This is a genomic window from Geobacter sp. SVR (assembly GCF_016865365.1).
GTDB lineage: Bacteria > Desulfobacterota > Desulfuromonadia > Geobacterales > Pseudopelobacteraceae > Pelotalea.
Genome location: NZ_AP024469.1, coordinates 3792506 through 3819042, shown reverse-complemented (window position 1 = coordinate 3819042; position 26537 = coordinate 3792506). Strand labels below are relative to the sequence as shown.

The following is a 26537-nucleotide window of genomic DNA, read 5'->3' as shown; positions in this document are numbered from 1 at the left end:
CACATGAAAAGAAAGTTCGTTACGATGTTGGCAGCTGTTGCGTCCGTGCTCTGTTTTTCGTCATCGCTCTTGGCCGGCGAGATCAACCTGTTCGTGGCTGCCAGCATGAAGGAAGTGATAAATGAAATTTCGGACAGTTATACCAAAGCCCATCCCGGCATCACCTTCAAAAAGAATTACGGCGCGTCCGGCGCCCTTGCCAAGCAGATCGAAAACGGTGCACCGGCCGATATCTTCATTTCCGCCAATACGGAGTGGATGGATTATCTGAAGGCCAGGAAACTGGCTGACGAGAAGAGCATCGCAACCTTTGCCTATAACGTGCTGGTATTTGCCGGCAAGCCGGACCTGAAAACCGGCAGCCTGCAAGAGGTCGTGAAGCTGGAGAAGATTGCCATCGGCAGTCCGAAGAGCGTGCCGGCCGGCGAATATGCCATGGAAGCCTTCAAGAAGGCCGGAATCGACAAGCAGTTGGAAAAGAAACTGGTCATGGCAAAGGATGTGCGTGAATGCCTGATGTATGCGGACCGTGGCGAGGTTGACGGCGCCTTTGTCTACAAGACCGATGCCCTGCAAGTAGCCAAGAACGCCAAGATTCTTTTTGTCGTGCCCCAGGAGTACTACCCGCGTGTCACCTACCCGATGTCCCTGACGGTCGCCGGGGTCAAAAAAACCGAGGCAGCGGCTTTCCATGCCGCGCTGCAGTCGGCCGAGGCGAAGAGCGTGCTCAGGAAACACGGATTCATCGTTCAGTAGTAGCTTATGATGCCTGAATTCACCTCTGCCGACTACGCCGCCATCCTGCTGTCACTCAAGGTCTCGGTCGTGGCGACCCTGCTGTCGCTGCCGTTCGGATTTGCATTGGCCTATGCCATGACCTACCGGCAGTTCCGCGGGAAGGTCGCTCTGGACGTGATCGTCAACCTGCCCCTGACCCTGCCGCCGGTGGTCGTCGGCTACCTCCTGCTGATCGTCCTGGGGCAGAAAGGGTTTATCGGGCAGTATATCCTGCAGCCGCTCGGCATCAAGCTGATCTTCACCTGGAAGGCGGCGGTGATTGCCACCGCCGTGGTCGGGTTTCCCCTGCTGGTGCGCTCGATCCGCATTGGCATGGAAACCGTCGACCAGGGCCTGATCCAGGCATCGCGCACCTTGGGCGCCGGCTGGTTCGACAGCATGCTGACGGTCATCCTGCCGCTTTCACTGCGGGGCATCATTGCAGGCTCGGCCCTGATGTTCGCCCGGGGCTTGGGGGAGTTCGGCGCTACCATCATCGTGGCCGGCAACATGCCGGGGGTGACCCAGACCATCCCGCTGGCGATCTATGAGTATGCCAGTTCGCCCAGCGGCGACAGCATGGCCATGGCGCTCTGCGTCATTTCCGTCATCATCTCGGTTGCGGTCCTGCTGTTTCACGAATATCTCAGCCGCCGCATGATCAGGGGGGACTGACATGGACCTGCGGGTATCGGTTGCGAAAAGGTTCGGTCCCTTTGACCTGCAGGTCGACTTTGCCGTCTCTCAGGACAGGGTGGGTGTCTTTGGCCCGTCAGGCAGCGGCAAGTCCACTCTAGTTGCCCTGATAGCCGGATTGCAGCAACCGGACGAGGGGACCATCCGGCTCGACGGTGAGACGCTGTACGGGGCAGGGTGCAACAAAGCACCGGAACAGCGTCGCATCGGCATCATATTCCAGCATCCCCATCTGTTTCCTCACCTGAGCGTCAGGGGCAACCTGCTGTATGGCCACAGACGCTGCGCTGCCGATAACCGACGGATCGATTTCGACAGCCTGGTGGAGGTCCTGCAGATCGGGCACCTGCTGGAGCGGGGGGTGAACCGGCTGTCCGGAGGCGAAAAACAGCGGGTTGCCATCGGCCGGGCAGTCCTGTCCAATCCGCGTCTGCTGCTGATGGACGAACCGCTCTCGGCGCTGGACGACAGCCTGCGATTCCAGATCATTCGCCATTTGAAAACCGTGTGTGAAGCCTTCCGCATTCCCTACCTGTTCATCTCCCACTCCCTGCTTGAAATGCGGCTGATGTCGGACTCTGTCCTGGTATTCGAGCGCGGGGCACTGGTTACGCAGGCGAGCGGAGAACAGCTGGCCCGCACCCGCATGGGGCAGAGTCCGGTCGGCTACATAAACATTCTCACGGTGAGCCTCCTCTGCCGGAGCGAGGGGTTATACTCCTATCAATGGGGACACAACGAACTGTTTATCTCAGCGGGCAATGACCGGCAGGAAGCGATGTTCGAGCTTTCATCCAAAGATATCATCCTCTTCAAACGGCATCCGGAGGCCATAAGCGCCCGCAATCTGTTGGCCGGCACTGTTGTCGATATTTTCAATTCAGACGGCAGGGTCGGTGTGGAACTGCTCTGTGGGGGCGAAAGGCTGATTGCCGAGGTTGTGGATCAGGCGGCTGAAGAGTTGGGTATCGTGATCGGGTGCGAATTGTATGCAGCGGTCAAGGCTTCCGCTTTCCGAAGGTTGAACTGACCGGGTGCGGCGAATACCGCTGCCAAAAGATGGTATTGCTTTTTCGTTTTTTTACCTTAAAATCTCGTAAAAAATCAAAGGGGGAAGAGATATGTCAGAACGAACAGGCATCATAACATTCAAGGGAAATCCGATGACGCTGCTGGGGCCCGCATTGAAAGTGGGGGACAAGGCCCCCGATTTCACCGTGGTGGACAATTCGCTAGCCCCGGTAACGCTGGCCGGCTCGGCCGGCAAGATCAGGATCATCAGCACAGTTCCTTCGTTGGACACGCCGGTCTGCGATACCGAGACCAGGCGCTTCAACCAGGAGGCGGCAGCCCTGCCGGAAAACGTGGTTGTGCTGACCGTCAGCCTCGATCTCCCCTTTGCCCAGAAACGATGGTGCGGTGCTGCCGGCATAGACCGGGTGACCACGCTTTCCGACTACCGTGAACGCTCATTGGGCACTGCCTACGGTGTCGTCATCAAGGAACTGGTGCTGATGAGCCGGGCGGTGTTCGTAATCGACGCCAATGACGTGATCCGCTACATTCAGATCGTACCTGAGGTTACCAGCGAGCCCGATTACGCCGCCGTCATCGTGGCGGTAAAGAACCTGCTCTGAAAAACCGCTCCCCCTCCCTGCCCGGGAGGGGGGCTGCCTTCCGCTGTCCGTCCGCCATAGCTTCCCCTTTTGCCGCTCCCCATAACAATCCTATGCCCTTGCTCCCGCCGCCAAACCGGTTTCGTCCTCAGATACCCCAACCTCCTCCGGCCGCGGCGTAGATGTTGACCAGGTCCTTTCTGAGGTTGGCATCCGACGCGGCCAGATTCGATTCCGATTCGAGCTGGTTGCGTACCGCAACCAGCACGTCCAGCAAGCCCGTATAACCGTTGGTGTACTGCTGTCTGGCCAGTTCGACCGCCTTGCGGTTCTGTGCGACCTCGGAGGAGAGTGAGGCGTTGCGTGCGGTTTCGTGCAGATAACCGGAAAGGGAGTTCTCCATGTTTTCCAGAGCCTCCAGCACAGTCTGTTGGTAGTTCAGAAAGGCTTCGCGCTGGAGGGCTTCCGCCATGTCGATCTGCGCCTCGATGCGTCCGAAGTTGAGGATCGGCTGCACCAGGCTGATGCCGACTCCCCAAGGCGTGGCGGAAAATGGAGTCGAAGCTTGGGCACCGAACAGTGCGGTCAGCGAGATGTTGGGGAGGAGTTCCGCCCGTACCGCGGCCTTGGTCGAGATGGCGGCGGCAAACCGCCGTTCGGCGGCGAGCACATCCGGACGGGCCGCCAGGACCTTGGCCGGTGCTGCGATCAGAATGCGGTGGTCCAAAGGCTTGAGCGCTTCCGCGCGCTTGATGATCTCATCCCTGCTCCCCGGAGGCTGACCCAAGAGAACGTTCAGCCGGTTGAGCGCCGCGTCGTAGGCCGTTTGTAGCGAAGGGATCAGCGCCTCGGTGGAGGAAACCTGAGCGCCGGCACGCTGTACGTCGAAGTCGCTGGCGAGTGCTCCCTGAAACTGCACCTGGACTAGTTCCAGGGTCTTTTTCTGGGTTTCCAGATTCTGCTTGGTCAACAGGAGTTGGCGCTCGTAATTGCGCAGGTCAAAGTAGTTGCGCGCTACCTCCGCCAAGAGGGCTACCCGGACGGCCTGCCGGTTTGCCTCGCTCGATTCCAGGATGGCCGCTGCAGCGGCGGCACGGGACCTGTTGCGGCCGAACAGGTCGATTTCCCAACTGGCCTCGATATCGGCTCCGGCGATTCCGATCGACTGGTTGGCAGTGGCAAAGCCCTGGTTGCCGCGTTGGGCGCCGGCGACCCCGTTCACCTGGGGAAAGAGCTGCGCACGGGCGGCGCCACGTCCGGCCCGTGCCTGCTCTACGCGCGCCGTGGCGATCTGCAGGGTCTTGTTGTTGGCGAGTGCTTCCGCCACCAGGGTGTCGAGGGTCTGATCGCCGAAGCTGGTCCACCATGTATGGTCAACCTCTGCTTCGGGGCTTGCCGTGAGGGGTATGGCATTCTCGGTGGCCGGGGCCGTACCGGTCAGGCGATGCCAGAATGAAGGGGTGACGATCCCTGATGATTGTGGTCCCAGTGGTCCGCTGCAGGCCGCAAGCAGCCCGGCAAACAGCAAAAGTACGACGGATGTCTGTTTTCTTTTATACATTGTGACGGACCTCCTCCTCGGTTACATGGTGGTGCACCTCCTCCGTTTTGGTGACGCGCTTTTCCAGCACGCGCATCACGACGTAGAAGACCGGCGTCAGGAACAGCCCGAAGAAGGTGACTCCCAGCATGCCCGAGAAAACGGCGATCCCCATGGCATGCCGCATTTCGGCCCCGGCTCCCGAGGAAAGCACCAGGGGCACCACGCCCATGATGAAGGCGAACGAGGTCATCAGGATCGGCCTGAGCCGCAGCCGGGCAGCCTCGATAGCAGCGGCAACCGTAGCCCTGCCACCCAACTCCAGTTCGCGGGCGTATTCGACGATCAGAATCGCGTTCTTGCATGCAAGGCCGATCAGGACGAACAACCCTATCTGGGTGAACAGGTTGTTGTCACCGTGTGTGAGCCAAACGCCGACGATGGCGGAAAAGACACACATCGGCACGATCAGAATGACGGCTATGGGGAGAAAGAGACTCTCATACTGTGCGGCGAGGACCAGAAAGACCAGGAGCACGCAGATCGGGAACACCAGAATGGCCGTGTTGCCGGAGAGGATCTGCTGGTAGGTGAGATCAGTCCATTCAAAGCCCATCCCCTTGGGCAGGGTCTCGTTGAGTATTCGGGTAATGGCCGACTGGGCCTGACCGGTGGAGTATCCCGGTGCCGGTGCGCCGTTGAGATCGGCCGACCGGAAGGCGTTGTAGCGCATGGCGCTGTCCGGCCCGGTCGTTTCGGATATGCGGACGATGGAGCCCAATTGCACCATGCGCCCCTCGAAGTTCTTGGTCTGCAGCTTCAGTATGTCGCTCGGCTTGGAGCGGAACTGTTGATCGGCTTGCGCGATGACCTGGTAGGTGCGTCCGAACTTGTTGAAGTCGTTGACGTAGAGCGAGCCCAGGTAGATCTGCATGGTATCGAAGACGTCCTGCACGTCTACGCCCAACTGCGCCGCCTTAGTGCGGTCCAGATCGGCGTAGATCTGGGGGGTGCCGATGTTGTAGCTGGAAAACACTCCTGCCAGTTCCGGCGTCTTGGCCGCCTTGGCCTGTACCGCCTTCATTGCCTGGTTGAGGGCCTCGTAGCCCTGGTCCGTGCGGTCCTCCACCTGCAGCTTGAAGCCGCCGATGGTGCCGAGCCCCTGCACCGGAGGGGGCGGAAAGATGGCAATGAAGGCATCGTTCACCCCGTTGAACTTCTGCTGCAGCTTTTGCGAGATTGCCAGGCCTGAGAGATCCTTGGACTTGCGCTCCTCGAAGGGCTTCAAGGTCACGAAGACGATTCCCGCCGAGGGGCTGTTGATGAACCCGTTGATGGAAAGACCAGGGAAGGCGACCGCACTTTCCACCCCCGGTTCCTTGAGCGCCAGGTCGGACATGGTGCGGATCACCTTTTCGGTGCGCTCCAGGGTTGCGCCGTCGGGCAGTTGGGCGAAGCTCACCAGGTACTGCTTGTCTTGGGTCGGCACGAAGCCGGGTGGTACCGCCTTGAAGCTCAGGTAGGTGGCACCCAGAAGCAGTGCGTAGACGACCAGGGCGGCCGACTTGCGGCCCAAAATGCCGCCTACGCCGCTGCCGTACCGCTCCGAGCTTTTGTGAAACAGGCGGTTGAAGCCCCGGAACACCGGGCCGAACAACCGGTCCATCAGCCGGGTAAGCCCATCCTTGGGGGCGTCGTGCGCCTTCAGGAGGACCGCTGAGAGCGCCGGCGACAAGGTGAGGGAGTTGAAGGCGGAAATGATCGTCGAAAAGGCGATGGTCAGGGCGAACTGCCGGTAGAACTGACCGGTTAGCCCGCTTATGAAGGCGATGGGGATGAAAACGGCACTCAGCACCAGGGCGATGGCGATGATCGGACCGGTGACCTCGCCCATGGCTTTGATGGTTGCCTCGCGCGGCGAGAGCCCGTTCTCTATGTTGCGTTCCACGTTCTCCACCACCACGATGGCGTCGTCCACCACGATCCCGATGGCCAGCACCAGGCCGAACAGCGAGAGGGCGTTGACGGAGAAGCCGAAAACGTGCATCACCCCGAAGGTGCCGACGATGGAGATCGGCACCGCCAGGAGCGGGATGATGGAGGCTCTCCAGGTCTGCAGGAAGAGGATCACCACCAAGACTACCAGGGCGACCGCCTCCAAGAGGGTATGTACCACGGCTTCGATCGAGCCGCGCACGAAGATGGTCGGGTCGTAGACGATGCTGTAATCGAGCCCGGCCGGAAAGTTCTTCTTGAGCCTTTCCATGGTGCTGCGTACCTGGTCCGAGATCTCTATGGCGTTAGAGCCGGGGGATTGGAAGATCGGGATGGCGACCGCCGGTTTGTTGTTGAGAAGCGAGCGCAGCCCATACTCGGCGGCGTCCACTTCAATGCGCGCCACGTCCTTAAGCCGGGTCACAACGCCGTTGTTGCGCTTGATGATGACTTCGGCGAACTGCCCCGGGTCGGTCAGGCGCCCTTGGGCATTAACCGGCAACTGCATCTCGACCCCCTTTGCATAGGGAGGGCCGCCGATCACTCCCGCCGCCACCTGAACGTTTTGCCGACGCAGGGCGAGCACTACCTCGTCCGCGGTCATGCCGCGCTCCGCTACCTTTTGGGGATCGAGCCATATGCGCATGGCATAGTCGCCCGAACCGAACATCTGTACGCTTCCGATGCCGGGGATCTTCGCCAACTGGTCCTTCACGTTCAAAAGGGCGTAGTTGCGCAGGTAGAGCATGTCGTAGCGCTCGTTGGGCGAGTTGAGGTGCACCACCATGGTGAGATCAGGCGAGCTTTTCACCGTGGTGACGCCGAGCTGGCGGGTCACCTCCGGCAACCGCGGCAGAGCCTGGTTCACCCTGTTCTGCACGAGTTGCGTCGCCAAGTCGGGATCGGTGCCCAACTTAAAGCTGACGGTGAGGGTGAGGGTTCCGTCGCTGGCCGCCTGGGAGAACATGTAGAGCATGTTCTCCACGCCGTTGACCTGCTCTTCCAAAGGGGTTGCTACGGTCTCAGCGATGACCTTGGGGTTGGCACCCGGATAGCGGGCCTTGACGACGACCGAGGGAGGCACCACCTCAGGGTATTCGGAGATAGGCAAAAGAAACATCGAGATCAGGCCGGCCAACAGGATGATGACAGAGATTACGCCGGCGAAAATGGGGCGGTCGATGAAGAATTTGGACAGATTCATGGCGTGTCCTTTCCCGAACGGTCGAGGGCATGCCGGTCGTTGGCTGCCAGGCGCTCCGTTGCCTGAGGACCGGCAACTTCGGTGGCACGCACAATCATCTCGGGTTTGACATGTTGCAGGCCGTCCGTGATCACGCGGTCGCCAGGCTGCACCCCGGAGAGCACAATACGCCCGCCCTGGGCCTGCTGGCCGAGCTTGACTTCACGGTAGACCACCTTGTCGCCATTGCCGACCACATAGACGAACTTCTTGCTCTGATCGTTGCCGACGGCGCGCTCCGGCACCAGAAGGACCGAGTTGTCCCCGCTGCTGGCAAGCCGGACCGCTACGAACATGCCGGGTATCAGAGCTCCGTTCTCGTTTTCGAAACGCGCACGCGCCCGGATGGTGCCCGAACCGGGGTCGATCCGGTTGTCGAAGCTCTGGATGGTGCCGCGATAGGGGTGGACATCGTCTCCCTGTACCGTCAACTCGACCGGAATCCGGCGTTCCTTGACCGAGGTGTCGGCATGGCTGCGGATGCTGGTCAGGTAGGTCTGCTCATCCACCTCGAAGTCAGCGTAGATCCCCTTGTCGGAGACGATAGAGCTTAACACCGGCGCACCCGCTCCCGCCTGAACCCGGTTGCCCAGGGTGATCTCGGCGCGACTGATCCGCCCGCTGATAGGAGCCTTTACGTAGGCGTGATCCAAGTCGATGCGTGCCTGTTTCAATTCGGCTTCGGCCATAGAGATGGCGGCCCGGGCGACCCGGTCGGCGTTGGCCCGCTCGTCGTAGAGGCGCTGGGCAATGGCCTGGGTCTGGATCATCTTGGAGGCCCGTTCCAGTTCAGTTTGGGCGAATTCGGCGTTTGTCCTCGCGGTAGCCAGGGTGGCCTCGGCTTTGGCCACCGCCGCCTCGAAGGGGCGTGGATCGATGACAAACAACACGGTGCCGGCACTAACGGTCTGCCCTTCCTTAAAACGGATCCCCGTGATACGTCCGCTTACCTCGGGTCGTACCTCCGCGAAATCAACGGCTTGAAGCCTGCCGGAAAACTCGGACCACGTGCGCACCTGCTGCGGTTTGACCGTCACGGTGCCGACGTGGGAGGGCTGTTCCGCAGCAGCCGTTGCGGCCGGGGATTGGGCCTTTACGTTTGTAGCGATGTAGTTGATGGCAAGGTAACCTACCGTCAGGGTGACTGCCAGACCGACACCCAGTCGGACCACACGATTTTTGACCACATGTTTCAGATGTCTCATGTCCCTCTCCTTTACTTTAGACGCGGTTATGCGAGCTGCGTCCGTCAATGATTACTATTGTAATACCTTAAGTAGTTGACCGGTCAGTCATATGAAAGGGTCAAAAAAAACCGCAAAACGCGGCGTGACTCTTATCGGTGGAGCAACGGGCCATGCTTAGAGTGACCCGTTCAGCGCTCCACTCCCAATATCTTCAACAGCCCTATTTTCAAATCCCGCTTGAGATGCTCCAAGTTGTTCTGGATACGGGCGATGACTAACTGGCCGATGATGTAGGTATTGATTTCCTCGGCCACCGCATTGACGTCCGTCTGTGGCGGTAACAGCCCCTCGGCGATCATGTCCCGCAGCGCATTCTGATAATAACGCTCTTTACGTCGAGTGATTTCTTCGTACTTGTCGCGGATGCAGGCCTCCTGCCCGGCCATCTCGGAGCCCAGGGAGGTACACGGACAGCCGCATACTTGGTGGTACTTGGCGGCGGCCTCCGATTGGGAGCGGTAGACAAAGTCGGCAAACCTCTCGAAACGCTGCAGCGCGGGGATTCTCGGTGAAAAGATAACGTCGAATTCCGGCTCCATAAGCCGGTGTGACTCTTCCATGACGGCGAGTGCCAAGTCGACTTTGGAAGGAAAGTAGTGGTAGAAACTCCCTTTTCGTACATCTGCGGCACGACAGATGTCGTCAACGCTGACGGAGCCGTAACTCCCTTTCCAGATCAGGTCAAGGGCTGCATCGATCAGTTTGGTCTTCGTGTCCGGTGTAGTCGTACTCATGTCAGACCCCTCTTCGTTGCCTGTTACTAAATGATAGTGGCTCTTGACTAATCAGTCAAGTTGTTTCTGGTTTCGTTTTTGCCAGCGACTAGATTGTAGTGAACCCATATTAAACCATGACGACTGGATGGCACTTCAGGGCGATCATGCTGTTCCCGAAGGTGGGCCGGGCCGAAGAATCCCAGGTTTTCAGGAAGGACAGGTGAGGACCAGACGAGGGTAGTTCGTATGCCCGTTCAATGCGCTCGTTCCGCTACCGACAACAGCCCCAGCTCTGCCCGCCTACAAGTGCCGCTCCACCCGTTTCAGCAGGATCGAATTCAGTACTACCGAAACCGACGAAAAGGCCATAGCCAGTCCGGCGTATTCGGGCTTGAGGGTGATACCATAGCTCGAGAGCAGACCGGCGGCTACGGGAATGCCCAGAATGTTGTAAAACAGCGCCCAGAACAGGTTCTGCTTGACCTTGGAAAGCGTGGCCCGCCCGATCCTGATGGCGCGCACCACATCCAGCAGGTCGTCCCGCATCAGCACGATGTCGCCGGTCTCCTTGGCAACGTCCGTACCGCCGCCAATGGCAATGCCTATGTCGGCCCGGGCCAGTGCCGGTGCGTCATTGATGCCGTCCCCCACCATGCCGGTGAGATGCCCCTGCTGCTGGTATTCCCTGACCACCTCCTGCTTGCGGTCCGGCAGCACCTCTGCCTCGAACTGATCGACGCCGACCTGGGCGGCGACCGCTCTGGCCACGGCGGCGTGATCTCCGGTGATCATGCAGGTCCTGATCCCCAGCTCTCTCAGCTCGGCCACAGCCTGTTTCGAGCTGGGCTTGAGCATGTCGGCAAAGGCGGCCACACCCACCAGGGTGGAATCGGCCGACACATAGATCAGGGACTTGCCGGCAGCGGCCAGTTCTCCGGCCTTGTCGGCCAGCGAGGCCATGGAGACATTTTCCTCCTGCATCAGCCGCTCGTTGCCCACTGCCAGGCGCACGTCGCCGTACAGGCAGGTGATGCCGTAGCCGCCGCGTTCCTCGTAGGCGGTTGCCTCTCCCGGCCTGACCCCCGCCGCTTCGGCCGCAGCGACCGCAGCCTGCGCCAGGGGGTGGCTGGAATGGGCCTCGGCGGTTGCCAGGCACTCCATCAGCCGATTCGGGTCAACGCTGCGGGATACCGGGATCAGGTCGGTCATGACCGGCGCACCGCTGGTCAGGGTACCGGTCTTGTCCAGCAACAGCACCTGCAGACCGGAGATGATCTCCAGGGCCGACCCCTTCTTGACCAGGATGCCGCGTGCCAGTGCAACGCCGCTGCCCACCATGATGGCAGTGGGGGTGGCCAGTCCCATGGCGCAGGGACAGGCGATCACCACCACCGCAATGGCAAACTTGAAAGCCGTCAGAAAATCGGACTGCAGTACAAAGAACCAGACCAGAAAGGTTGCCAGCGCCAGGACGATCACGGCCGGCACGAATTTGCCGGATACCGCGTCGGCAAAACGCTGGATGGGGGCCTTGTCCCCCTGTGCTTCGCGCACCATCCGGACGATCTGGGAGAGCAGGGTCGCCTCGCCGACCCGCGTGGCGCGTATCTTCAGCACGCCGCCTTTGCTGATCGTGGCGCCGGTGACGCTGTCGCCGGCCTGCTTCAGCACCGGCATGGACTCGCCGGTGACCATGGCTTCGTCCACCGCGCCGCTACCTTCGATCACCTCTCCGTCCACCGGTATCGTCTCCCCCGGCCGCACCAGCACGACATCGCCGACCCGGATGACCGAGGCGGGCACCTCTTTTTCCCCCTCGGGAGTTACCAGGCGGGCCTTGTCGGCCTGCAGGTGCAGGAGCTTCTTGAGCGCTTCGCCCGCCTTGCCGCGGGCCCGGGCCTCCAGGTACTTGCCGAGCCGGATAAAGGCGATCAGCATGGCTGACGTCTCGAAGAAGACCTCCCGCCCGGGGCCGAGCAGCCCGGCATAGGCCGCCAGCGAATAGAAATAGGCTGCCGAGGTGCCCAGTGCGATCAGCACGTCCATGTTTGCACTGCGGGTCTTCAGGGCCGACCAGGCGCCGCGGTAGAAAGCCAGGCCGGCCGAGAACTGCACCGCCGTGGCCAGGAGCAGGTTGAGCTGCATTACGGCCCGGTTGTGGTGCATGCCCATGGTCAGCATGATCGGCAGCGAGGCTGCCAGTGAGAAGATGAACCAGTTGCGCTGGCTGCGGAGTTCATCGCGTCCGGCTGCCTCGGCCTCGCCCAGTTCCAGGGGGGTGTATCCGGTTGCATGGACGATGGCGAAGATGTCGGCGCGGTTCAGACGGGCCGGATCGTAGCGGACAAAGCCGGTTTCGGCGGCCAGGTTGACGATGGCGGTGGTGACGGCGGAATTTTCCAGAAGAGCGGTTTCCAGCCGGTCGACACAGGAAGCGCAGTGCAGACCGCTGACTCCGAAGGTCAGTTCACCGGCGGGAGCGGGCAGGCTTGCCCCGTAGCCGAGTTCCCTGATCGATGCAGCGATATCCTCGGCGGATGCCATGGTCTCGTCGTGGCAGACGGTCAATTCTCCGGTAGCCAGATTGACGGCTGCCGATCCGATCCCCTTGAGGGTGGCCAGCCGGGCCTCGATCCGGGCAGCGCAGCTGGCGCACGACATGCCGGTAATGCTGATGATGGTGGTGGTCATTGTCACCTGCCGGTTTGGTAGTGTCGAGAGTCTGGGGCTGGCCGGGCTTCTCGATATGGGGTGAGTGCTTCCGGAGGGAGAAGGGGAGGCTCAGTGCCGGAAATCGCCCCTGAGAACGTGCTCCCAGGCGATCTTGATGGCGGCGGCAATGGGCAGGGCCAGCAGAATGCCCCAGAAACCAAGCATTTCCCCCAGCGCCATGACCATGATAATTGTCACCAGGGGGTTCAGGTTCATGGACTCCTTGAAGACCAAGGGCTTGATGATATACCCCTCCAAAAAGTATATCACGCCGAAGACAATGCCGATTTTCACGAGTCCGGCCATGGCCTGGTATTTGAACCAGGCAAAGAACAGAGCAGGCACGATGGCGATGAACACACCGATGAAAGGGAGTATCGAGGCGGCACCGGCAAAGATGCCGCAGAAGAACGGGTGGGGAATGTCCAGGATGAAGAGCGCGGCCGAGGCCAACACGCTGACGATGATGGAAACGATCACCTGTCCCCGCAGATAGCCGCCGATACTGCCATTGACCTCCCGGCCGATGTCGATCACCATTTCCCGGCGATGACCGGGAATGCACGAGGCGAACGTCTCCAGGATGGTCTGCTTGTAGTAGAGCATGAAGAACACGAGGATCGGAGACAGGACGATGTTGAAGAGGTTGAAGAAGATGCGGGTTCCGAAGGAATAGGCCATCAGTCCGGCCTTGTCGGCGGCCTTGGCAATATTGCCCGAGAGCGTGTCGATCAGCCAGTCGAGTTCCTCCGCCCCCTGGCGGGCAGGGACGCGTTCTTTCCACTCCAGGGCAATCTGCTTGATCTTCTGGATATAGAGCGGCAGGTCGTTGATGAACCTGTCCCAACTGATGGTGATCATCGGGACCATGAAGGTCAGGAAAAAGACCGTCAGAACGCCGAGCAGCACGTACAGCAGGGCCAGAGCGTAGATGCGCTTGACGCCGTGCTCCCCGGCTTTCACCACGATCGGATCCAGCAGGTAGGCGATCACCCAGGAGAGCAGAAAGCACGATACGGTATGCTGCAAGGCGTAGCCCACGGCCGCCAGCAGGCAGAGCACCAGGATGATGGCGATCAATCTGCCGTAATCGCTGCGGGAGATGGTATGGGTGTGACTCATCCTGCTCTCCTCAGATGCGCAGGATCCGCATCGCTTCCGTCTCGGCAAAGAGGTTGTTTGCTGTCAGCCAGGTCTTGACGCGGCTGGCCAGGAACTCGTCCTTCATTTCCACCAGGCGGTCCCGTTCCTCGGGAAAGAAGGAAAGGATATCGCTGATCTTGCCGTACGGTTTCATGCCGGTGATCGATCCGCCCAACAGCTCCTTGAGTCCGGTATCCTCGATGGCTCCGATGAAGCCTTTCATCAGCTGACGTTCCATGCCGTAGTCGAAGCTCGGAATTTCCAGGAAGCGATCGCGATTCGTCTCGATTTGACGCCAGAATTCCTCGTCCTCCAGATTCGAGGGCACAAAGAATACCTCGCCGGTATGACGGTCCAGAAAATATACCCGATCGCTCTGGACCGACGTGAAGGCATCCATCAGTTCATCCCAGATTATCTCTATGTTGTGCACATGTGCCATGTATGACCTCTATTATGTTGACTTCTGCAATGAGTGACAGCAAAATCGCCACCCATGCGCACCATTTTTCTGGCCGATGCCCACCTGACAGAGCCGACCGAACCGAATTACCGTTTGCTGCTGCGCTTTCTGCACGAGCTTGAAGGCACCACCGAAACCCTGTTCATCATGGGGGATCTGTTCGATTTCTGGCTGGGCTTCCCTTCTCACCCCTTCCGGCAGCACGATCCGCTGTTGGATGCGCTGATGGCGCTCAAGCGGAGCGGATGCCGGCTGATTTATTTCGAGGGTAACCACGATTTTCATCTGGGCCCCCTGTTTCGCGAGTCGCTGGCTGCCGAGATCCATACCGGCCCAATCGTGCGGACGGTACAGGGACGGCGGCTGTATCTATGCCACGGCGATCAGATCAACCGGGCCGACCGGGGATACCGTTTGCTGCGCCTGGTGTTGCACAATGCCTTGGTCGCCTGGGGGGTCAATCATTTCCCCCCCTCCCTGGCATTGCAGATCAAGGAACGCCTTCAACGGACCAGCAAGGCCGGATACCACCAGAAGTCGGCTCGCTGGGACTACCGCGATATCATCTGTGACTTTGCCCGTTCTCTGCGGGAACAGGGCTGCGACGGGTTGGTCACCGGTCATTTCCACCTGGCGTTCCACGAGGAACTTGCGTCTCCCCGTTTTACCATTCTCTCGCTGGGAGACTGGATGGAACGCTTCACCTATGGCGAGATCGAGAACGGCGAACTGCTGCTGAAATCCTACAGTCAGGCTCCGTAGTCCTACTTCCCGAAGAATTCCTGCAAAGCCTGTTCACCCACCTGCGACGACTTTATTTTCCATTTATCCTGATTGATGACCAGTGACACCAGCGCGATGCGCGGATTGCGAGCCGGCGCAAAGGCGGCAAACCACGAATAATGGCCACGCGGATCGCTGCCGTTGATCGACCCGGTTTTGGCGGCTACATCCACGTCCAAGCGGGGACGGCCGCGCCGGTCGTGAAAAGCCTTGCGGGAGGTGCCGCTGGTGACGGTGCTGGAGAGCATCCGCGTCAGGGATGCCGCTGTTTCGGGGGAGACAAGCTGGCGGATCTCACGGGGGGTATGAGAGTCCCTGGCTGTTCCGGCCACATCGGTCACCTTTTCGGTTAAACCGGGGGACATCATCTTGCCGCCATTGGCAATGGCGGCCATCATGACGGCGGCATGCAGCGGCGAAATCTTGACTTCATGATCCAATCCGGCCCCCATCAGCATCAGGCCATGCGTATCCCGAGGTTCGGCCGCCCTGCTCTCCTTGACCGGCGTGCCCGGCAGCAGGGACTGGTTGAAGCCGAATTTGCGGACCGACTCCAGCAACAAACCTTTCCCGGCAATATCGGCCGCAACCCTGCCATAAACGGGGTTGATGGACTTGCCCATGGCATAGGTCAGATCCAGGCGAGTGTTCTTGCCGCGCGGACTGGCCTCCCAGTAGCGGGGGTTTTCGGAGGTGTATTTGCCACGGAACTCGATCACCGTTTCCGGGGTGATCCGTTTTTGTTCCAGTGCGGCCGATGCCGTCACTATTTTGAAAAGCGATGCCATCGGGTAGAGATCGTAAAAGGCGCTCCGCGACCAGTTCGGATCGACCGCCGAGTAGGAGGTCATGGCCAGGATGCGGCCGGTGGAGGGCTCTATGGCAACAAATACGCCATAGGGAACCTGGTTGCTTGCCATGAAATCATGGACCCGTTTCTGCAGGTCTCCCCGGATGGTGTAGTGCAGCGTGTCGCCGGCAGCGGTTCGTGCAGTGAACTGCTCTCCCGCGACGGTGGCGGAATCGAGCAGCCGGCTGGCGATCTCGAAGTTGCTGGCGGTGGGTGGTTTGGCCGCTTCAGCCGACTGAGGCGCCGGACTCAGGCGCGAACGGATCAGGTCGGAGATTGCCTTGGCTCCTTTGGGGGCCTGGTGATAGATCAGCATGCAGACCGGCGTCAGTGCCAGAACAATGGCCAGAAACAACAGCAGATGCTTGAGCTTTTGGCGGCGTTTGCCGGTGGGGGGACGAAGGGTTTGTGAGATGCTTCCCTCCTGGGAAGACCTGAATAGCGATATGCCTTTTTTTCTGGTTAAATGTTTGAGATCCTGCATGGCGTTCCGTATTCGTGGGATACCTGCGACTATACAGGCAAGCTGCGGTGATTGTCAATCCGCGAGGGGGGGGACTTCATCCGGCCAGAAGCGCCGTTGCAGCTCGTCCATCAGCGCAGCGAGCGTTCCGCGATCGCGGGCCGAGAGCGTGATGCCACCGCGGGAGCGGGCCGCCTGCCGTACCCTCAGAAAAGCAATGGTGTCCTTTTTCTTCAGATCGGCCAGCAGGTCCATCTTGTTGAAAACCAGGAGCTGCTGCTTGTCCCCCAGCTCAAGCTCTTCCAGGATGGCCTGGACCTGCTCTATCTGCGCTTCGAAGCGGGAATTTGCGGCATCCACCACATGCAGCAGCAGATCGGCGTCGCGCAGTTCCTCCAGGGTAGCTTTGAAGGCGCCCAGCAGCGACTTGGGAAGAGAGCGGATGAAGCCGACCGTGTCGGTGATGATCACCTCCCGCTCGCGGGGAAAGCGCAGTCGCCGGGTGGAGGTATCCAGGGTCGCGAAGAGCAGATCTTCGGTGAATACCTCGCTTTTGGTCAGGGCGTTCAGCAGGGTGGATTTGCCGGCATTGGTATAGCCGACGATGGAAATGATCGGGACCCCTGCCTTGGTGCGCCGCCGCCGGCGCTGTTCCCGTCCGCTGGAGAGCTCTTTCAGTTCACGTTCGAGGCTGGCGATGCGGTCGCGGATGCGCCGCCGGTCGATCTCCAGTTTCGTTTCGCCGGGACCCCGGCCGCCGATGCCCCCCATCAGGCGGGACATCTGCACTCCCCGGCCGGTGAGGCGGGGCAGCAGATACTTGAGCTGGGCCAGTTCCACCTGCACCTTGCCGTCCAGAGTTCTGGCGCGGCGGGCAAAGATGTCCAGAATCAACTGACTGCGGTCGATGACCTTCAGTTCGGTCATGGCGGAAATCGAACGGATCTGGGCCGGCGTCAGTTCCTGATCGAAGATCAGCATGCTGGCACCCTGCTGCAGAGCGCGGATGACCACGTCGCGCATCTTGCCCTCGCCCATCAGGAAACGGGGATTCATCTGCCGCGGCCGCTGGATGAAGGCATCCAGCGCCTCCACCTGCGCCGTACGGGCGAGTTCCCTGAGTTCTGCAATGGAGTCTTCCGCTTCCTGGCGTTCGCCGCCGACGGTAACGGAAATCAGGATGGCCCGCTCCACCGCCTCGCCCCCCCGGGCCGCGCCACGGGCGGTGCGCTCCAGGTCGGCCTCCAGCTCCGGAATGAAATGGACGCAGTCCATCTCCACCCGCTCCAGGGGGGTGATCTGACCGGTGACGGCCGACGGACCGCCGTGGGCCGGGGAGAGGTGAGCCAGTTGAACGCTGATGTGAGGTCTGCCGGGTGTGAAAAGCAACACAGCCACAAGATCGAGCCGCAGCAGGGCCAGGTCGGTAATGTCGTCTTCGCTGACCGGCTCGTTTTTCAAGTGGGTATGGATCAGGCGCAGCCCGCGCAGGGTGCGTTTTCCCAGGGGATAGTCGCGCAGTTCCGGAATGACCAGGCCCCGCTCATCCCCGACGATGACGTACTCTACCATGCCGTAGCGATTGATGAGAATGCCGACCTGCCGCCGGATATCTCCGGAAACCTCCACCAGGCGTGAAGCCAGTTCGTGGGTACAGAATTCGGCCTGCGGCACGCGTCTGCGGTACAGACGTTCCAAGGCCTGGATCTGACTGGTCTTCAAACCTGCAAGGTTGCCGTATGGTTCTTTGATGGGAGTGCTCCGGGAGGGGAGAATCAGGTTGAGGCTGAGGTTAAGGTTAAGGCTGAGGAAAAACCGGGGTTCTTGACCTCAGCCTTGACCTTGACCTGTTTCAAAGTCCGATCACATTGTAGCCGCCGTCGACGTAGTGGATCTCGCCGGTTACACCGGAGGCCAGGTCGCTGCAAAGGTAGAGCGCCGAACGGGCTACATCGTCCTGGGTGATGGTGCGGCGCAGGGGCGCCTTGGACTCGACGATGTTGAGAATGTTGTGGAAGCCGTTCACACCGGCAGCGGCCAGGGTACGGATGGGGCCGGCCGAGATGCCGTTGACGCGGATGCCCTCGGGGCCGAAGGCCTCGGCCAGGTAGCGCACGGAGGCTTCCAACGCGGCTTTGGCGACTCCCATGACATTGTAGCTGGGGAAGACCTTGACGGCGCCATAGTAGCTGAGCGTCAATGCCGAGGCGTTGCGCCCCTGCATCATTGCGTGGCCTTCCTTCAGGACGGCCAGGAAGGAATAGACACTGATGTCCATGGCCATTGCAAAGCCCTCGCGGGTCGTATTGAGGACGGTGCCCTTCAGTTCTTCCTTATTGGCAAAGGCGACCGCATGGATAATGATATCCACCCCGTCCCACACCTTTGAAAGCTCGCTGAATACCGCCTTGATTTCCTGGTCGCTGGTGACGTTGCAGGGCAGGATCGCTGCTGCATTCAGGGATTCCGCCAGTGGCCGGACCCGCTTTTCGAATGCCTCTCCCGCATAGGTAACGGCAAGTTCCGCTCCCTGCTCGTGCAACGTGCGGGCTATGGCCCAGGCAATGCTCTTGTCGTTTGCAACACCGAAAATCAGTGCTTTTTTGCCCTGCAACAGCGACATCTTGTACAACCTCCGGTTAAAATTATTGGAGCACTTATCATATCAGAAAACTGTCATCAGGCAAGCGGCAATCATAATAACGACTGTTGCTGCTCCTCCTCCGGGGGCAGATCCGTAGCGGCAGGTCCGGTTGCCGGTTTGTCTCCCATCTGCCGCAGCGCGGCCAGCTGCGTTTCGATGCCGGCCAGGCGCTTGTCCAGTCCGTCCAGCACTTCCAGGGTCCGGTCCAGCTTTCCCTTGGTCGCGAATACGACGAACGGCATGATCAGCCAGATCACCGCCAGGAAGAAGCCCAGGATACTCATCATCACCATGAAACCGCCGACTATTTCCATACTCTTTCACCTGTCCCTATGACCTTGATCGCCTGACCTTTTCCACCGTCTATAGCACACCGCCCTCCGAAAGTTAAGGCGAAATGCCACGGCTCTCAATTGGTTCCGTTGAAACGGCTGCTCCGGTCGTTTCGTAGGCCGAAATTCCCTTTCCGCTCATTTCATTTTGTGCCGGATTGGAAAAACCGGTGAACGCGGCGCTGATTTATGATACTTTCAACTGTTGCCGTCATCCGAATCCATGACGGCATACGTGCCGACGCCCCCGGAGGAGGTGCGGCCTGCGGGCAGTCGGCGAGGCATCACGGATTCGAGAATCAACAGAGATCGAGGTAGCCACAGTGAACCTGATTCCCATAAATTCCCCATCCTTCGTAGAACCTGAACTTTTGACCAGCATGCCCGACTGGGGGCGGATTTTCGGTAACGACAAGCCTCTGGCGCTCGAAATCGGCAGCGGCATGGGCGATTTTGTGGCCCAGATGGCGGTGCTGCACCCTGACCGGAACTTCATCGCCCTCGACTATTACAACAAGGGCTGTCTCAGGACCTGCAAGCGCATCGACACGATGGGGCTGGACAATGTGCGGGTAGTGCGGGACGAGGCGCGCAGCTTCATGGTGCGCTGCATTCCGCAGGGTTCGCTGTGCGCGACGATCATCAATTGTCCCGATCCCTGGCCCAAAATGCGACACCGCAAACGCCGCCTGGTGAATGCCGATTTCATGCAGTTTTTGTCCGGTTACCTGCAGCAGTCGGCCGATTTCCATTTTGCCACCGATTTCGATGATTACGGACTGGATGTGGCGCACATGATGGGCGGCGTCCCCGCTTTTACCAATGTGCTTCCCGAACCTTACCAGCACGAATTGCAGGGATACCCCCTGTCCAAATACATGTTAAAATTCATGGCGGAAGGGAAAAAGATCTACTTTATCCATTACCGCAAAGTATGATCTGAAATCGAAGTTTATCAAGCGCTTCCGTCTGGGGTCGAACAATGGAAGGCCCATCGGAGCAGGCTGAGTGAATTGCACGTTCCAGAGGCTGGAGGAGGGGGATCATGGCTACATCCGGATCATCCGAGACAAACATCTTCAAACCCAGCGGTGCGACCATGAAGAGGCAGATCCTGGTGATCGGCATGGTTCTGGCCGGATGGCTGGCAGCCATAGCGGGATCACAGGGGCTGGTGTATCTGCTCGGACATTCCCGCCAGGGGGAATCCATCTCCCAGTGGACCTTCTTCAACCTGCCGATCCCTTTCTGGCTGACCGGCCAGTTTTTGCCTCTGTGGTTCATAATTCTCTGCGTGATTTTCAATATCTGGATGGACCGTCACGACACGCATGGCCGGGGGGCTGCGCTCAGATTCCGGACCCGCTCCAACGACGGCCGGGAGGAGTGAGATGGAACCGGGTAGCGTACAGTACCTCCCCTTGTCGATCGTGGCCGCCCTGTTCGCCTTTCTGTTCTTTTCCGGGTTGGGGGCCAGGACACGTCAGGCTTCGGAATATGGTTTCGGCGGCAGCTACAGCGGACGGATCGGGATAGGAGCGGCCATAGCCAGCAACTGGATGAGCGCCGCCAGTTTTCTCGGTCTGGCCGGGATGTTTTACCTCAAAGGCTATCTGGCCATGGCGTTCGTCGTGGGGTGGACAGGGGGCTATGTCCTGCTGCTGGTGCTGATGGCGACCCAGATACGCCGTTTCGGCAAATACACTGCCCCCGATTTCGTGGCCTTCCGCTACGAATCCGAAGCGGCCCGCACCCTGGCGGCGATCATCGCCATCGCGATTGCCGCAATCTACAGTGTGGCGCAGTTTCGCGGCATAGCTCTGCTGGTGTCGTGGCTGTTCGGCATTGCCTATACCCCCGCACTGATCATAGGCGCATCGCTGGTGGTGGGTTTTGTGGTCATATCCGGTACGCTGGGGGTGGCCCGCAACCAGAAACTGCAGTATTTCGTACTGATCATCGCCTTCATCCTGCCGCTGATGCTTTTGACCCGCAAGCTGGGATATTTCTGGCTGCTGCCGCAGTTCGGCTATGGTACCGCCATCAGTGAACTGAAGCAGCAGTTCGGATTTGTCTGGCCGCAGCCCTTTGCCGGCGAATCCCCCTTTGCCTGGTTCGCGCTCTGCTTTACGCTGATGTTCGGCACAGCCGGCCTGCCGCATGTGCTCTCGCGCTTCTACATGGTGCCGGGCATCCGCGATGCCCGCTGGGGAGTGGCCTGGGGACTGTTCTTCATCGCCCTGATATACTGGTCTGCGCCTGCCTACGCCGTGCTGGCACGGCTGTTCGAGGCCCGTGGCTCGGTTCCGTTCGATCCGGCCTCCGCCGACACGGTGGTGCTTTCCGCCGCCCTGCACGGCGGTTTGCCGGTATGGGTGACCGGCCTCCTGGTGGCGGGCGGCATGAGCGCCGCCTTCTCCACCGTGACCGGCCTGATGCTGACCGGGGCCGCCTCTTTTTCCTATGACATCTATCCGCGCCTGATCCGCCCGAATGCCTCAGAGAACGACAAGGTCTATGCGGCAAAAGGGTTTTTTCTGGTCCTGTCCGCCGTTTCTCTGGCGCTGGCCTTCCGTCCCGGAGGAATGATGATCGCCGAGATCGCGGCTCTGGCATTCGCCCTGGCCGGCAACACCATTTTCCCGGTGTTCCTGCTCGGTATCTGGTGGGGGCGGGCCAATGCCGCCGGCGCCATTGCCGGCATGCTGGCCGGAGTGATAATCACCGTTGCCCCGCTGGTTGCAGGGGGGAGCATTCCATTGATCGCAAGCCTGCTGCCGTATACCTCCTCCGCTTTTCTGGGGGCACCGCTGGTGATTGCGATCATGATTGCGGTTTCGCTGATGACCTCACCCCCTTCGGTCGAGATACGCACCTTTTTGAACCGTCACGTGCATGACGGCGCGGAGGAGTGATGGCACTGGTCGCCTCTTCAAAGGGAAAAGATTTCAACACCTGGCTGGCAGCCAGAGATTTCGTGCTCACCTGCCGCCAAACCCTGCTGGAGAGTGCTGCCTGCATGTCGTCGGAACAGGCTGAAGAACTGTTTGCCGAGGTCGAGCGTGAGCTGGCGGGGCGCGAGGCGCTGCATGCGGACGAACTGGCCCATCTGCGGCTTATGATTGCCGAGGCCGCCACAGCCGGTGGACCTGATCTGCTGCACCCCCTGGTCGATCGATTCTACACCGCCTGCTACGATTTCTTCGGCCGGAACCGTTCAGCTATCGCCTTTTTTCATCTGAGCGCAGAATTCCTGCGCGCGGCGAGCACCACCATCGTGGGGTATGCCAGGCAGCAGACCGGCTGCGCTGACCTGCCGGTGGCGCTGATTGCCCTGAACAGCGGGGGACGCCGCGAGTTTTCGCCGCTCCACCGTTTGCAGCTGCTGCTGGTCCATGGCGGCGATGCGCCGGAACCGGCCGTCATGGAACGCTTCGGCCGGGTACTGGAGGAGGCTTTTCAGGCCGCGGGGCTGTCGCTCGACGGCCAGGTCACGCCGGGAAGGCTCGAATGGCGCGGCAGCATGAGGGTCTGGAAGCAGCGGGTTGCGGAGTTGCTGGAGCGCAACAGATCGCGATACCTGAATGATCTCACCCGGCTGGCGGATCAGGATGCGCTCTTTTCCGACCAGGGGCTGGCCGATGAATTTTACTCCAGTTGCGTGCAGGCCTTGGAGGGAAGCCGCTCTGCTCACGCCTTTCTGGTGTCGCAGATGATGGGGCTTTCCACCGGGATCGGCATGATGGGGGGTATCAGGCTTGCGAGGCGAGGGGCGCAGCGGGGTATGTTCGGGCTGCTCGAACACGCCCTGCTGCCGCTCTCCTCGGCCATCGGCTCCCTGGCGCTGCTCAAGGGGGTGCGCGAGGTGGAAACGACCCAGCGGGTCCGGAAACTGCTGGCCCGCAGTGAGATCGATGTTGAAATGGCCGAACGTCTGCTGGAGGCCTGGCACTTTTTCAACGAGCTGCGGCTGCAGCGCGAAACGGCCTGTCTGGCCGACCGGGCCTATGAGGCTGCCGGGTATTTCGATGTACAGGCGAGTCCGGCGGAGGTCCAGGAACGTTTCAAGGATTTCCTGGAAACGGTTGCCACTCTGCAGCGCCATGTCGGCATAGCTTTCAGCGGTTTGATGGAGCAGGTCTGATGTTGATCACCCTTTCCACCGGTTCGCTTTTCACGCTGCCGTTGCAGAAGGTTTTCGAGCTGTCGGCCCTGGCCGGTTTCGACGGTGTCGAACTGATCATCAATCACGACTTTCAGAGGGACAACCCGGCCAGGCTGATACGATCGCTGCAGGAGATCGCCACGATATATTCCATCCACGCCCCTTTCATGCCGCTGGATGGGTGGGGCGGGCCGGTGGGGTCGCTGAAGCGGTCGGTTCAATTGGCGGCAGAGTGCGGCATCCCTCTGGTAAACTTCCATCCACCCTCCTGGATGGGGATGGAGATCGCCTTCTGGCGCTGGCTTTACAGCATCAACGACTTCCAGAAGGAGATCGGCCTGAACGGCCAGGTGGCGGTAACCATGGAAAACATGCCGTGGGTGGGCAGGATGCGCATCAATCCCCACATTCTTTCGAACACCCAGCGCCTGATCGACTTCGTCCAGGAGCACAATTTGTACATGACCTTCGACTGCACCCACATGGGGTCGGGCAAGACCAACTTCATCAACGATTTTTATCTCTGTTACGAAAGCGACCGTATCAGGAACATCCATTTTTCCGATTACGGCTACGGCCGCGAGCATCTGCTGCCGGGACACGGCGTCCTGCCGCTGACCCGCTTCCTGCACCACCTGCGCAACACCGACTACCGCAGCACCGTAACCCTGGAACTCAGCCCGTCCGAATTCCCCAAAGAGGAGCGGATCATCTTCGAGAGCCTGCTGGAGATCCTGGCCTATTTGCGCAAGGAGACATTCAGCCAGGCTGATCTCCCTGAATACGACCAGAGCCTCCACGTCTCAACCGCCAGCTGATATGCGCCGTATTTCCGATCGTTACGTCGAAAAATCGTTTCTTTATCTGCTGGTCCTGTCGCTGCTGCTGCACCTGGGGGCGCTGGCCCTGCTGCTGTACCTGCCGCAATCGGGAAAGCAGCTCGCCAAAGAGCCGGTCTTCATCGATCTGCAGACGGTGCCTGAGCTCAAGCGCCAGGAACCGCCCCGGCAGCCAGAAACACCGCGCCTGCCCGAGCGGCGTGCACCGGTCTCTCCGAAGACATCTCCGCCTGTTGCCGGTTTGCGGAACAGGACTCCCGAACCTGACCGCGAGCTCCCCCGGCGGCCGGTGCAACCAAGTCAGCCAGCACCCCGCGAATCGCAGCCCGAGAAACGACCAAACGCACCATCGACCGGAGAGCGCCGGGAAAGTCAGATACCGCCCGGTTCTTCAGCCAGCAGCCTGCTGAAACCGCGCCAGTCGGCGAAACCGCAGGGGACGCCTCAGCTTTTCCCCAGTGCCGGCAGGATCGCCAAGCTGGAGCAGGAATATCGCCGCACGTTCGAGGGCAATGGCGCGGAGGGCGAAAGTCGCCTCCTGAATACCAGCGATCCGGGTCTGGTATCATTTTTCAAGCGGCTGGAAAATGCGGTCTACGGTGTGTGGCGGATACCCCCCGGCGGGGAAACACTGACCGGCGAAGTCGTCGTCATGGCTACGTTCAATTCCAGGACAGGCGAGATTGTTGCCATCAAATCCATAGAAGGCTCCGGACATCGGGTGCTGGACGACGAAGTTTTTCGCGTGCTGCACACCATTGGCCCGGTCGGGCCTCTTCCCAAAGGATACGATAAGCCTGAGCACGATCTGTTCATGATATTCAGGTACGGGGGGAGCTTTGTGAGGATCATCCGGTGAGCGCCATGAGAGGATTTCTGATAGCTGCCCCCCAGAGCGGCAGCGGCAAGACCACCGTCACGCTGGCCGTCATGGCGGCCTTGGCGCGCCGCGGGGTAGCGGTGGCACCTTTCAAGTGCGGGCCGGACTTCATCGATCCCGGGTACCATCGCCTGGTCACCGGCCGCCCATCCATCAACCTGGATGCCTGGATGTGCCCGGAGTCCTTTGTCCGTGACACCTTCGGGCATCATACGGCCGAGGCCGATCTTGCCATTATCGAAGGGGTGATGGGGTTGTTCGACGGGCTGGGGGCGTCGTTCGAGGGAAGCAGCGCCCAGGTGGCGGCCATAACCGGCGCTCCGGTGGTATTGGTGGTCAACGCGCGCGGCATGGCCGCCAGCGCCGCGGCACTGGTGAAGGGTTTCCGGGATTTCGACCCGCGTATCCGACTGGCGGGGGTGATCTTCAACAACGTCGGCAGCGCCTCCCACACCGAGCTGCTGCGCCACAGTCTGACCGAAGCCCTGCCCGATATCGCGATCTTCGGCTGCCTGCCCCGCAGGGAGGCGCTGGAGATCCCGTCGCGGCACCTGGGCCTGGTGACGGCGGAGGATAACCCGTTGCCGCAGGATTGGCTGGCGGCTCTGGCGGATCTGGCTGAGGAAAACCTGGATCTGGAACGGCTAGCAGCACTGGAAATCCCCCCCGACCCCCCTTTTGTAAAGGGGGGAGAAAAGTCTGCATTGGCATCCAGCCATGTACCCCCCTTTGAGAAAGGGGGGCTAGGGGGGATTTCCCCCGTCCGTATCGCCGTCGCCCGCGACCCGGCCTTCTGCTTCATGTACGAGGATAACCTGCGGCTTTTGCGCCAGGCCGGGGCGGAACTGGCTTTTTTCTCCCCCCTGGACGATGCCGGTCTCCCCGAGGGGACGGCCGGCCTCTATCTGCCGGGGGGCTATCCCGAACTGTATGCCGAACGGCTGGCCGGCAATGGGAGCATGCTGGAGGCCATCAGCCGGGCCGGGGCGGCCGGCATGCCTGTGTACGCCGAATGCGGAGGCTTCATCTATCTGACCGAAGGGATGGCAGCCGGGGCAGGGGGAGATTCAGCCGATTTCGTCGGCATCTACCCCACCAGGGCACGCATGTTGCCGAAACGCAAGGCGCTGGGCTACCGGCAGGTGGAATTTACTGCCGATGCAGTCATTGCCGCTGCCGGGACAGCGGTGCGCGGGCATGAATTTCACTACTCCGAAATCGGTCCCATGCCGCAACAGGTGGGGCGTTGCTACCGCATGAGCCGCCAAGGGCACGAGCTGGGGCCGGAGGGTTACCGTATCAACAACTGCCTGGCCTCCTACGTTCATCTGCACTTCGGCAGCAACGCCCGGATCGCGCCCGCTTTTGTGGACGCCTGTCGACAGTGGTTCGCCCGTGACCTGAACCGGTAATGCCGTAGCGTCGGAAAGGGT

The 26537-nt window shown here is 60.5% G+C and carries 23 protein-coding genes; 12 read left to right on the top strand and 11 right to left on the bottom strand.

The genetic code is table 11. The features are described 5' to 3' along the window. Nucleotides 1-3 precede the first annotated feature (3 nt). From modA to tpx, 4 genes are all read left to right on the top strand, one after another. The gene (modA, locus tag GSVR_RS17810; protein ID WP_173200193.1) at nt 4-756 is read left to right on the top strand and encodes a molybdate ABC transporter substrate-binding protein; all 753 of its coding nucleotides are present in this window, start codon (nt 4-6) and stop codon (nt 754-756) included. Between the two features lie 9 nt (nt 757-765). Continuing rightward, nucleotides 766-1452, top strand: a complete 687-nt coding sequence (gene modB / locus GSVR_RS17805) for a molybdate ABC transporter permease subunit (protein WP_173200340.1) — start codon at nt 766-768, stop codon at nt 1450-1452. Between the two features lies 1 nt (nt 1453). After that, nucleotides 1454-2503: a molybdenum ABC transporter ATP-binding protein gene (gene modC, locus GSVR_RS17800; protein WP_173200191.1), complete on the top strand. Its 1050-nt coding sequence runs from the start codon at nt 1454-1456 to the stop codon at nt 2501-2503. Between the two features lie 91 nt (nt 2504-2594). Further along, nucleotides 2595-3110 carry a thiol peroxidase gene (gene tpx, locus GSVR_RS17795; protein WP_173200189.1) on the top strand — a complete coding sequence of 172 codons (516 nt, stop codon included), beginning with the start codon at nt 2595-2597 and terminating at the stop codon, nt 3108-3110. A 127-nt stretch (nt 3111-3237) separates the two neighbouring features. Here the strand turns inward: tpx and GSVR_RS17790 are convergent, their stop codons facing one another. The 7 genes from GSVR_RS17790 to GSVR_RS17760 all read right to left on the bottom strand — a co-directional run bounded on the left by GSVR_RS17790 (nt 3238) and on the right by GSVR_RS17760 (nt 14127). After that, the gene (locus tag GSVR_RS17790; protein WP_173200187.1) at nt 3238-4650 is read right to left on the bottom strand and encodes an efflux transporter outer membrane subunit; all 1413 of its coding nucleotides are present in this window, start codon (nt 4648-4650) and stop codon (nt 3238-3240) included. Then, nucleotides 4643-7828, bottom strand: a complete 3186-nt coding sequence (locus GSVR_RS17785; RefSeq protein WP_173200185.1) for an efflux RND transporter permease subunit — start codon at nt 7826-7828, stop codon at nt 4643-4645. The genes GSVR_RS17790 and GSVR_RS17785 overlap by 8 nt, the downstream gene beginning before the upstream one ends. Beyond that, nucleotides 7825-9072, bottom strand: coding sequence for an efflux RND transporter periplasmic adaptor subunit (locus tag GSVR_RS17780; RefSeq protein WP_173200183.1), 1248 nt, complete (start codon nt 9070-9072; stop codon nt 7825-7827). The genes GSVR_RS17785 and GSVR_RS17780 overlap by 4 nt, the downstream gene beginning before the upstream one ends. A 170-nt stretch (nt 9073-9242) precedes the next feature. Further along, nucleotides 9243-9848, bottom strand: a complete 606-nt coding sequence (locus GSVR_RS17775; protein WP_173200181.1) for a TetR/AcrR family transcriptional regulator — start codon at nt 9846-9848, stop codon at nt 9243-9245. 282 nt (nt 9849-10130) lie between these two features. Further along, nucleotides 10131-12521, bottom strand: coding sequence for a heavy metal translocating P-type ATPase (locus GSVR_RS17770; protein ID WP_173200179.1), 2391 nt, complete (start codon nt 12519-12521; stop codon nt 10131-10133). A 90-nt stretch (nt 12522-12611) separates the two neighbouring features. After that, nucleotides 12612-13664, bottom strand: a complete 1053-nt coding sequence (locus GSVR_RS17765; RefSeq protein WP_173200177.1) for an AI-2E family transporter — start codon at nt 13662-13664, stop codon at nt 12612-12614. A gap of 10 nt (nt 13665-13674) precedes the next feature. Beyond that, nucleotides 13675-14127: a UPF0158 family protein gene (locus GSVR_RS17760; protein WP_173200175.1), complete on the bottom strand. Its 453-nt coding sequence runs from the start codon at nt 14125-14127 to the stop codon at nt 13675-13677. A 54-nt stretch (nt 14128-14181) separates the two neighbouring features. Between GSVR_RS17760 and GSVR_RS17755 the strand changes: the two genes are divergently transcribed. Beyond that, complete coding sequence (locus GSVR_RS17755; RefSeq protein WP_173200173.1) at nt 14182-14910, top strand: UDP-2,3-diacylglucosamine diphosphatase; 729 nt, start codon at nt 14182-14184, stop codon at nt 14908-14910. A 2-nt stretch (nt 14911-14912) separates the two neighbouring features. On the opposite strand, the gene GSVR_RS17750 is transcribed toward GSVR_RS17755, so the two are convergent. From GSVR_RS17750 to GSVR_RS17735, 4 genes are all read right to left on the bottom strand, one after another. Next, nucleotides 14913-16265, bottom strand: a complete 1353-nt coding sequence (locus tag GSVR_RS17750; RefSeq protein WP_173200171.1) for a penicillin-binding transpeptidase domain-containing protein — start codon at nt 16263-16265, stop codon at nt 14913-14915. A 54-nt stretch (nt 16266-16319) separates the two neighbouring features. After that, nucleotides 16320-17966, bottom strand: a complete 1647-nt coding sequence (gene hflX / locus GSVR_RS17745; protein WP_173200169.1) for a GTPase HflX — start codon at nt 17964-17966, stop codon at nt 16320-16322. 130 nt (nt 17967-18096) lie between these two features. Continuing rightward, nucleotides 18097-18867 (bottom strand): enoyl-ACP reductase, encoded by a 771-nt coding sequence (locus GSVR_RS17740; protein WP_173200167.1) that lies wholly within the window; start codon nt 18865-18867, stop codon nt 18097-18099. A 71-nt stretch (nt 18868-18938) separates the two neighbouring features. Continuing rightward, the gene (locus tag GSVR_RS17735) at nt 18939-19202 is read right to left on the bottom strand and encodes a hypothetical protein (protein ID WP_203978715.1); all 264 of its coding nucleotides are present in this window, start codon (nt 19200-19202) and stop codon (nt 18939-18941) included. Nucleotides 19203-19600: 398 nt separating this feature from the next. Between GSVR_RS17735 and GSVR_RS17730 the strand changes: the two genes are divergently transcribed. The 7 genes from GSVR_RS17730 (at nt 19601) to GSVR_RS17700 (ending at nt 26516) form a co-directional block, all read left to right on the top strand. After that, entirely contained in the window at nt 19601-20158 is a 558-nt protein-coding gene (locus tag GSVR_RS17730; protein WP_173200338.1) for a tRNA (guanosine(46)-N(7))-methyltransferase TrmB, read from the top strand. Nucleotides 20159-20265: 107 nt separating this feature from the next. Then, complete coding sequence (locus tag GSVR_RS17725) at nt 20266-20610, top strand: DUF4212 domain-containing protein (protein ID WP_173200165.1); 345 nt, start codon at nt 20266-20268, stop codon at nt 20608-20610. 1 nt (nt 20611) lies between these two features. Further along, the gene (locus GSVR_RS17720) at nt 20612-22135 is read left to right on the top strand and encodes a cation acetate symporter (protein WP_173200163.1); all 1524 of its coding nucleotides are present in this window, start codon (nt 20612-20614) and stop codon (nt 22133-22135) included. Then, nucleotides 22135-23364 (top strand): putative nucleotidyltransferase substrate binding domain-containing protein, encoded by a 1230-nt coding sequence (locus GSVR_RS17715; RefSeq protein WP_173200161.1) that lies wholly within the window; start codon nt 22135-22137, stop codon nt 23362-23364. Before GSVR_RS17720 ends, GSVR_RS17715 begins: the two co-directional genes overlap by 1 nt. After that, nucleotides 23364-24203, top strand: coding sequence for a sugar phosphate isomerase/epimerase (locus tag GSVR_RS17710; RefSeq protein ID WP_173200159.1), 840 nt, complete (start codon nt 23364-23366; stop codon nt 24201-24203). Before GSVR_RS17715 ends, GSVR_RS17710 begins: the two co-directional genes overlap by 1 nt. Nucleotide 24204: 1 nt before the next feature. Then, a complete protein-coding gene (locus GSVR_RS17705; protein WP_173200157.1) occupies nt 24205-25083 on the top strand; it encodes a TonB C-terminal domain-containing protein in 879 nt (292 codons plus the stop codon). A 5-nt stretch (nt 25084-25088) separates the two neighbouring features. Next, a complete protein-coding gene (locus GSVR_RS17700) occupies nt 25089-26516 on the top strand; it encodes a cobyrinate a,c-diamide synthase (RefSeq protein ID WP_173200155.1) in 1428 nt (475 codons plus the stop codon). The last annotated feature ends 21 nt before the right edge of the window (nt 26517-26537 follow it).

What these genes read in the sequence shown, in the direction of transcription:
- modA (WP_173200193.1), top strand. Translation starts at nt 4, where the DNA reads ATGAAAAGAAAGTTCGTTACGATGTTGGCAGCTGTTGCGTCCGTGCTC.
- modB (WP_173200340.1), top strand. Translation starts at nt 766, where the DNA reads ATGCCTGAATTCACCTCTGCCGACTACGCCGCCATCCTGCTGTCACTC.
- modC (WP_173200191.1), top strand. Translation starts at nt 1,454, where the DNA reads ATGGACCTGCGGGTATCGGTTGCGAAAAGGTTCGGTCCCTTTGACCTG.
- tpx (WP_173200189.1), top strand. Translation starts at nt 2,595, where the DNA reads ATGTCAGAACGAACAGGCATCATAACATTCAAGGGAAATCCGATGACG.
- GSVR_RS17790 (WP_173200187.1), bottom strand. Translation starts at nt 4,650, where the DNA reads ATGTATAAAAGAAAACAGACATCCGTCGTACTTTTGCTGTTTGCCGGG.
- GSVR_RS17785 (WP_173200185.1), bottom strand. Translation starts at nt 7,828, where the DNA reads ATGAATCTGTCCAAATTCTTCATCGACCGCCCCATTTTCGCCGGCGTA.
- GSVR_RS17780 (WP_173200183.1), bottom strand. Translation starts at nt 9,072, where the DNA reads ATGAGACATCTGAAACATGTGGTCAAAAATCGTGTGGTCCGACTGGGT.
- GSVR_RS17775 (WP_173200181.1), bottom strand. Translation starts at nt 9,848, where the DNA reads ATGAGTACGACTACACCGGACACGAAGACCAAACTGATCGATGCAGCC.
- GSVR_RS17770 (WP_173200179.1), bottom strand. Translation starts at nt 12,521, where the DNA reads ATGACCACCACCATCATCAGCATTACCGGCATGTCGTGCGCCAGCTGC.
- GSVR_RS17765 (WP_173200177.1), bottom strand. Translation starts at nt 13,664, where the DNA reads ATGAGTCACACCCATACCATCTCCCGCAGCGATTACGGCAGATTGATC.
- GSVR_RS17760 (WP_173200175.1), bottom strand. Translation starts at nt 14,127, where the DNA reads ATGGCACATGTGCACAACATAGAGATAATCTGGGATGAACTGATGGAT.
- GSVR_RS17755 (WP_173200173.1), top strand. Translation starts at nt 14,182, where the DNA reads ATGCGCACCATTTTTCTGGCCGATGCCCACCTGACAGAGCCGACCGAA.
- GSVR_RS17750 (WP_173200171.1), bottom strand. Translation starts at nt 16,265, where the DNA reads ATGCAGGATCTCAAACATTTAACCAGAAAAAAAGGCATATCGCTATTC.
- GSVR_RS17740 (WP_173200167.1), bottom strand. Translation starts at nt 18,867, where the DNA reads ATGTCGCTGTTGCAGGGCAAAAAAGCACTGATTTTCGGTGTTGCAAAC.
- GSVR_RS17735 (WP_203978715.1), bottom strand. Translation starts at nt 19,202, where the DNA reads ATGGAAATAGTCGGCGGTTTCATGGTGATGATGAGTATCCTGGGCTTC.
- GSVR_RS17730 (WP_173200338.1), top strand. Translation starts at nt 19,601, where the DNA reads ATGCCCGACTGGGGGCGGATTTTCGGTAACGACAAGCCTCTGGCGCTC.
- GSVR_RS17725 (WP_173200165.1), top strand. Translation starts at nt 20,266, where the DNA reads ATGGCTACATCCGGATCATCCGAGACAAACATCTTCAAACCCAGCGGT.
- GSVR_RS17720 (WP_173200163.1), top strand. Translation starts at nt 20,612, where the DNA reads ATGGAACCGGGTAGCGTACAGTACCTCCCCTTGTCGATCGTGGCCGCC.
- GSVR_RS17715 (WP_173200161.1), top strand. Translation starts at nt 22,135, where the DNA reads ATGGCACTGGTCGCCTCTTCAAAGGGAAAAGATTTCAACACCTGGCTG.
- GSVR_RS17710 (WP_173200159.1), top strand. Translation starts at nt 23,364, where the DNA reads ATGTTGATCACCCTTTCCACCGGTTCGCTTTTCACGCTGCCGTTGCAG.
- GSVR_RS17705 (WP_173200157.1), top strand. Translation starts at nt 24,205, where the DNA reads ATGCGCCGTATTTCCGATCGTTACGTCGAAAAATCGTTTCTTTATCTG.
- GSVR_RS17700 (WP_173200155.1), top strand. Translation starts at nt 25,089, where the DNA reads ATGAGAGGATTTCTGATAGCTGCCCCCCAGAGCGGCAGCGGCAAGACC.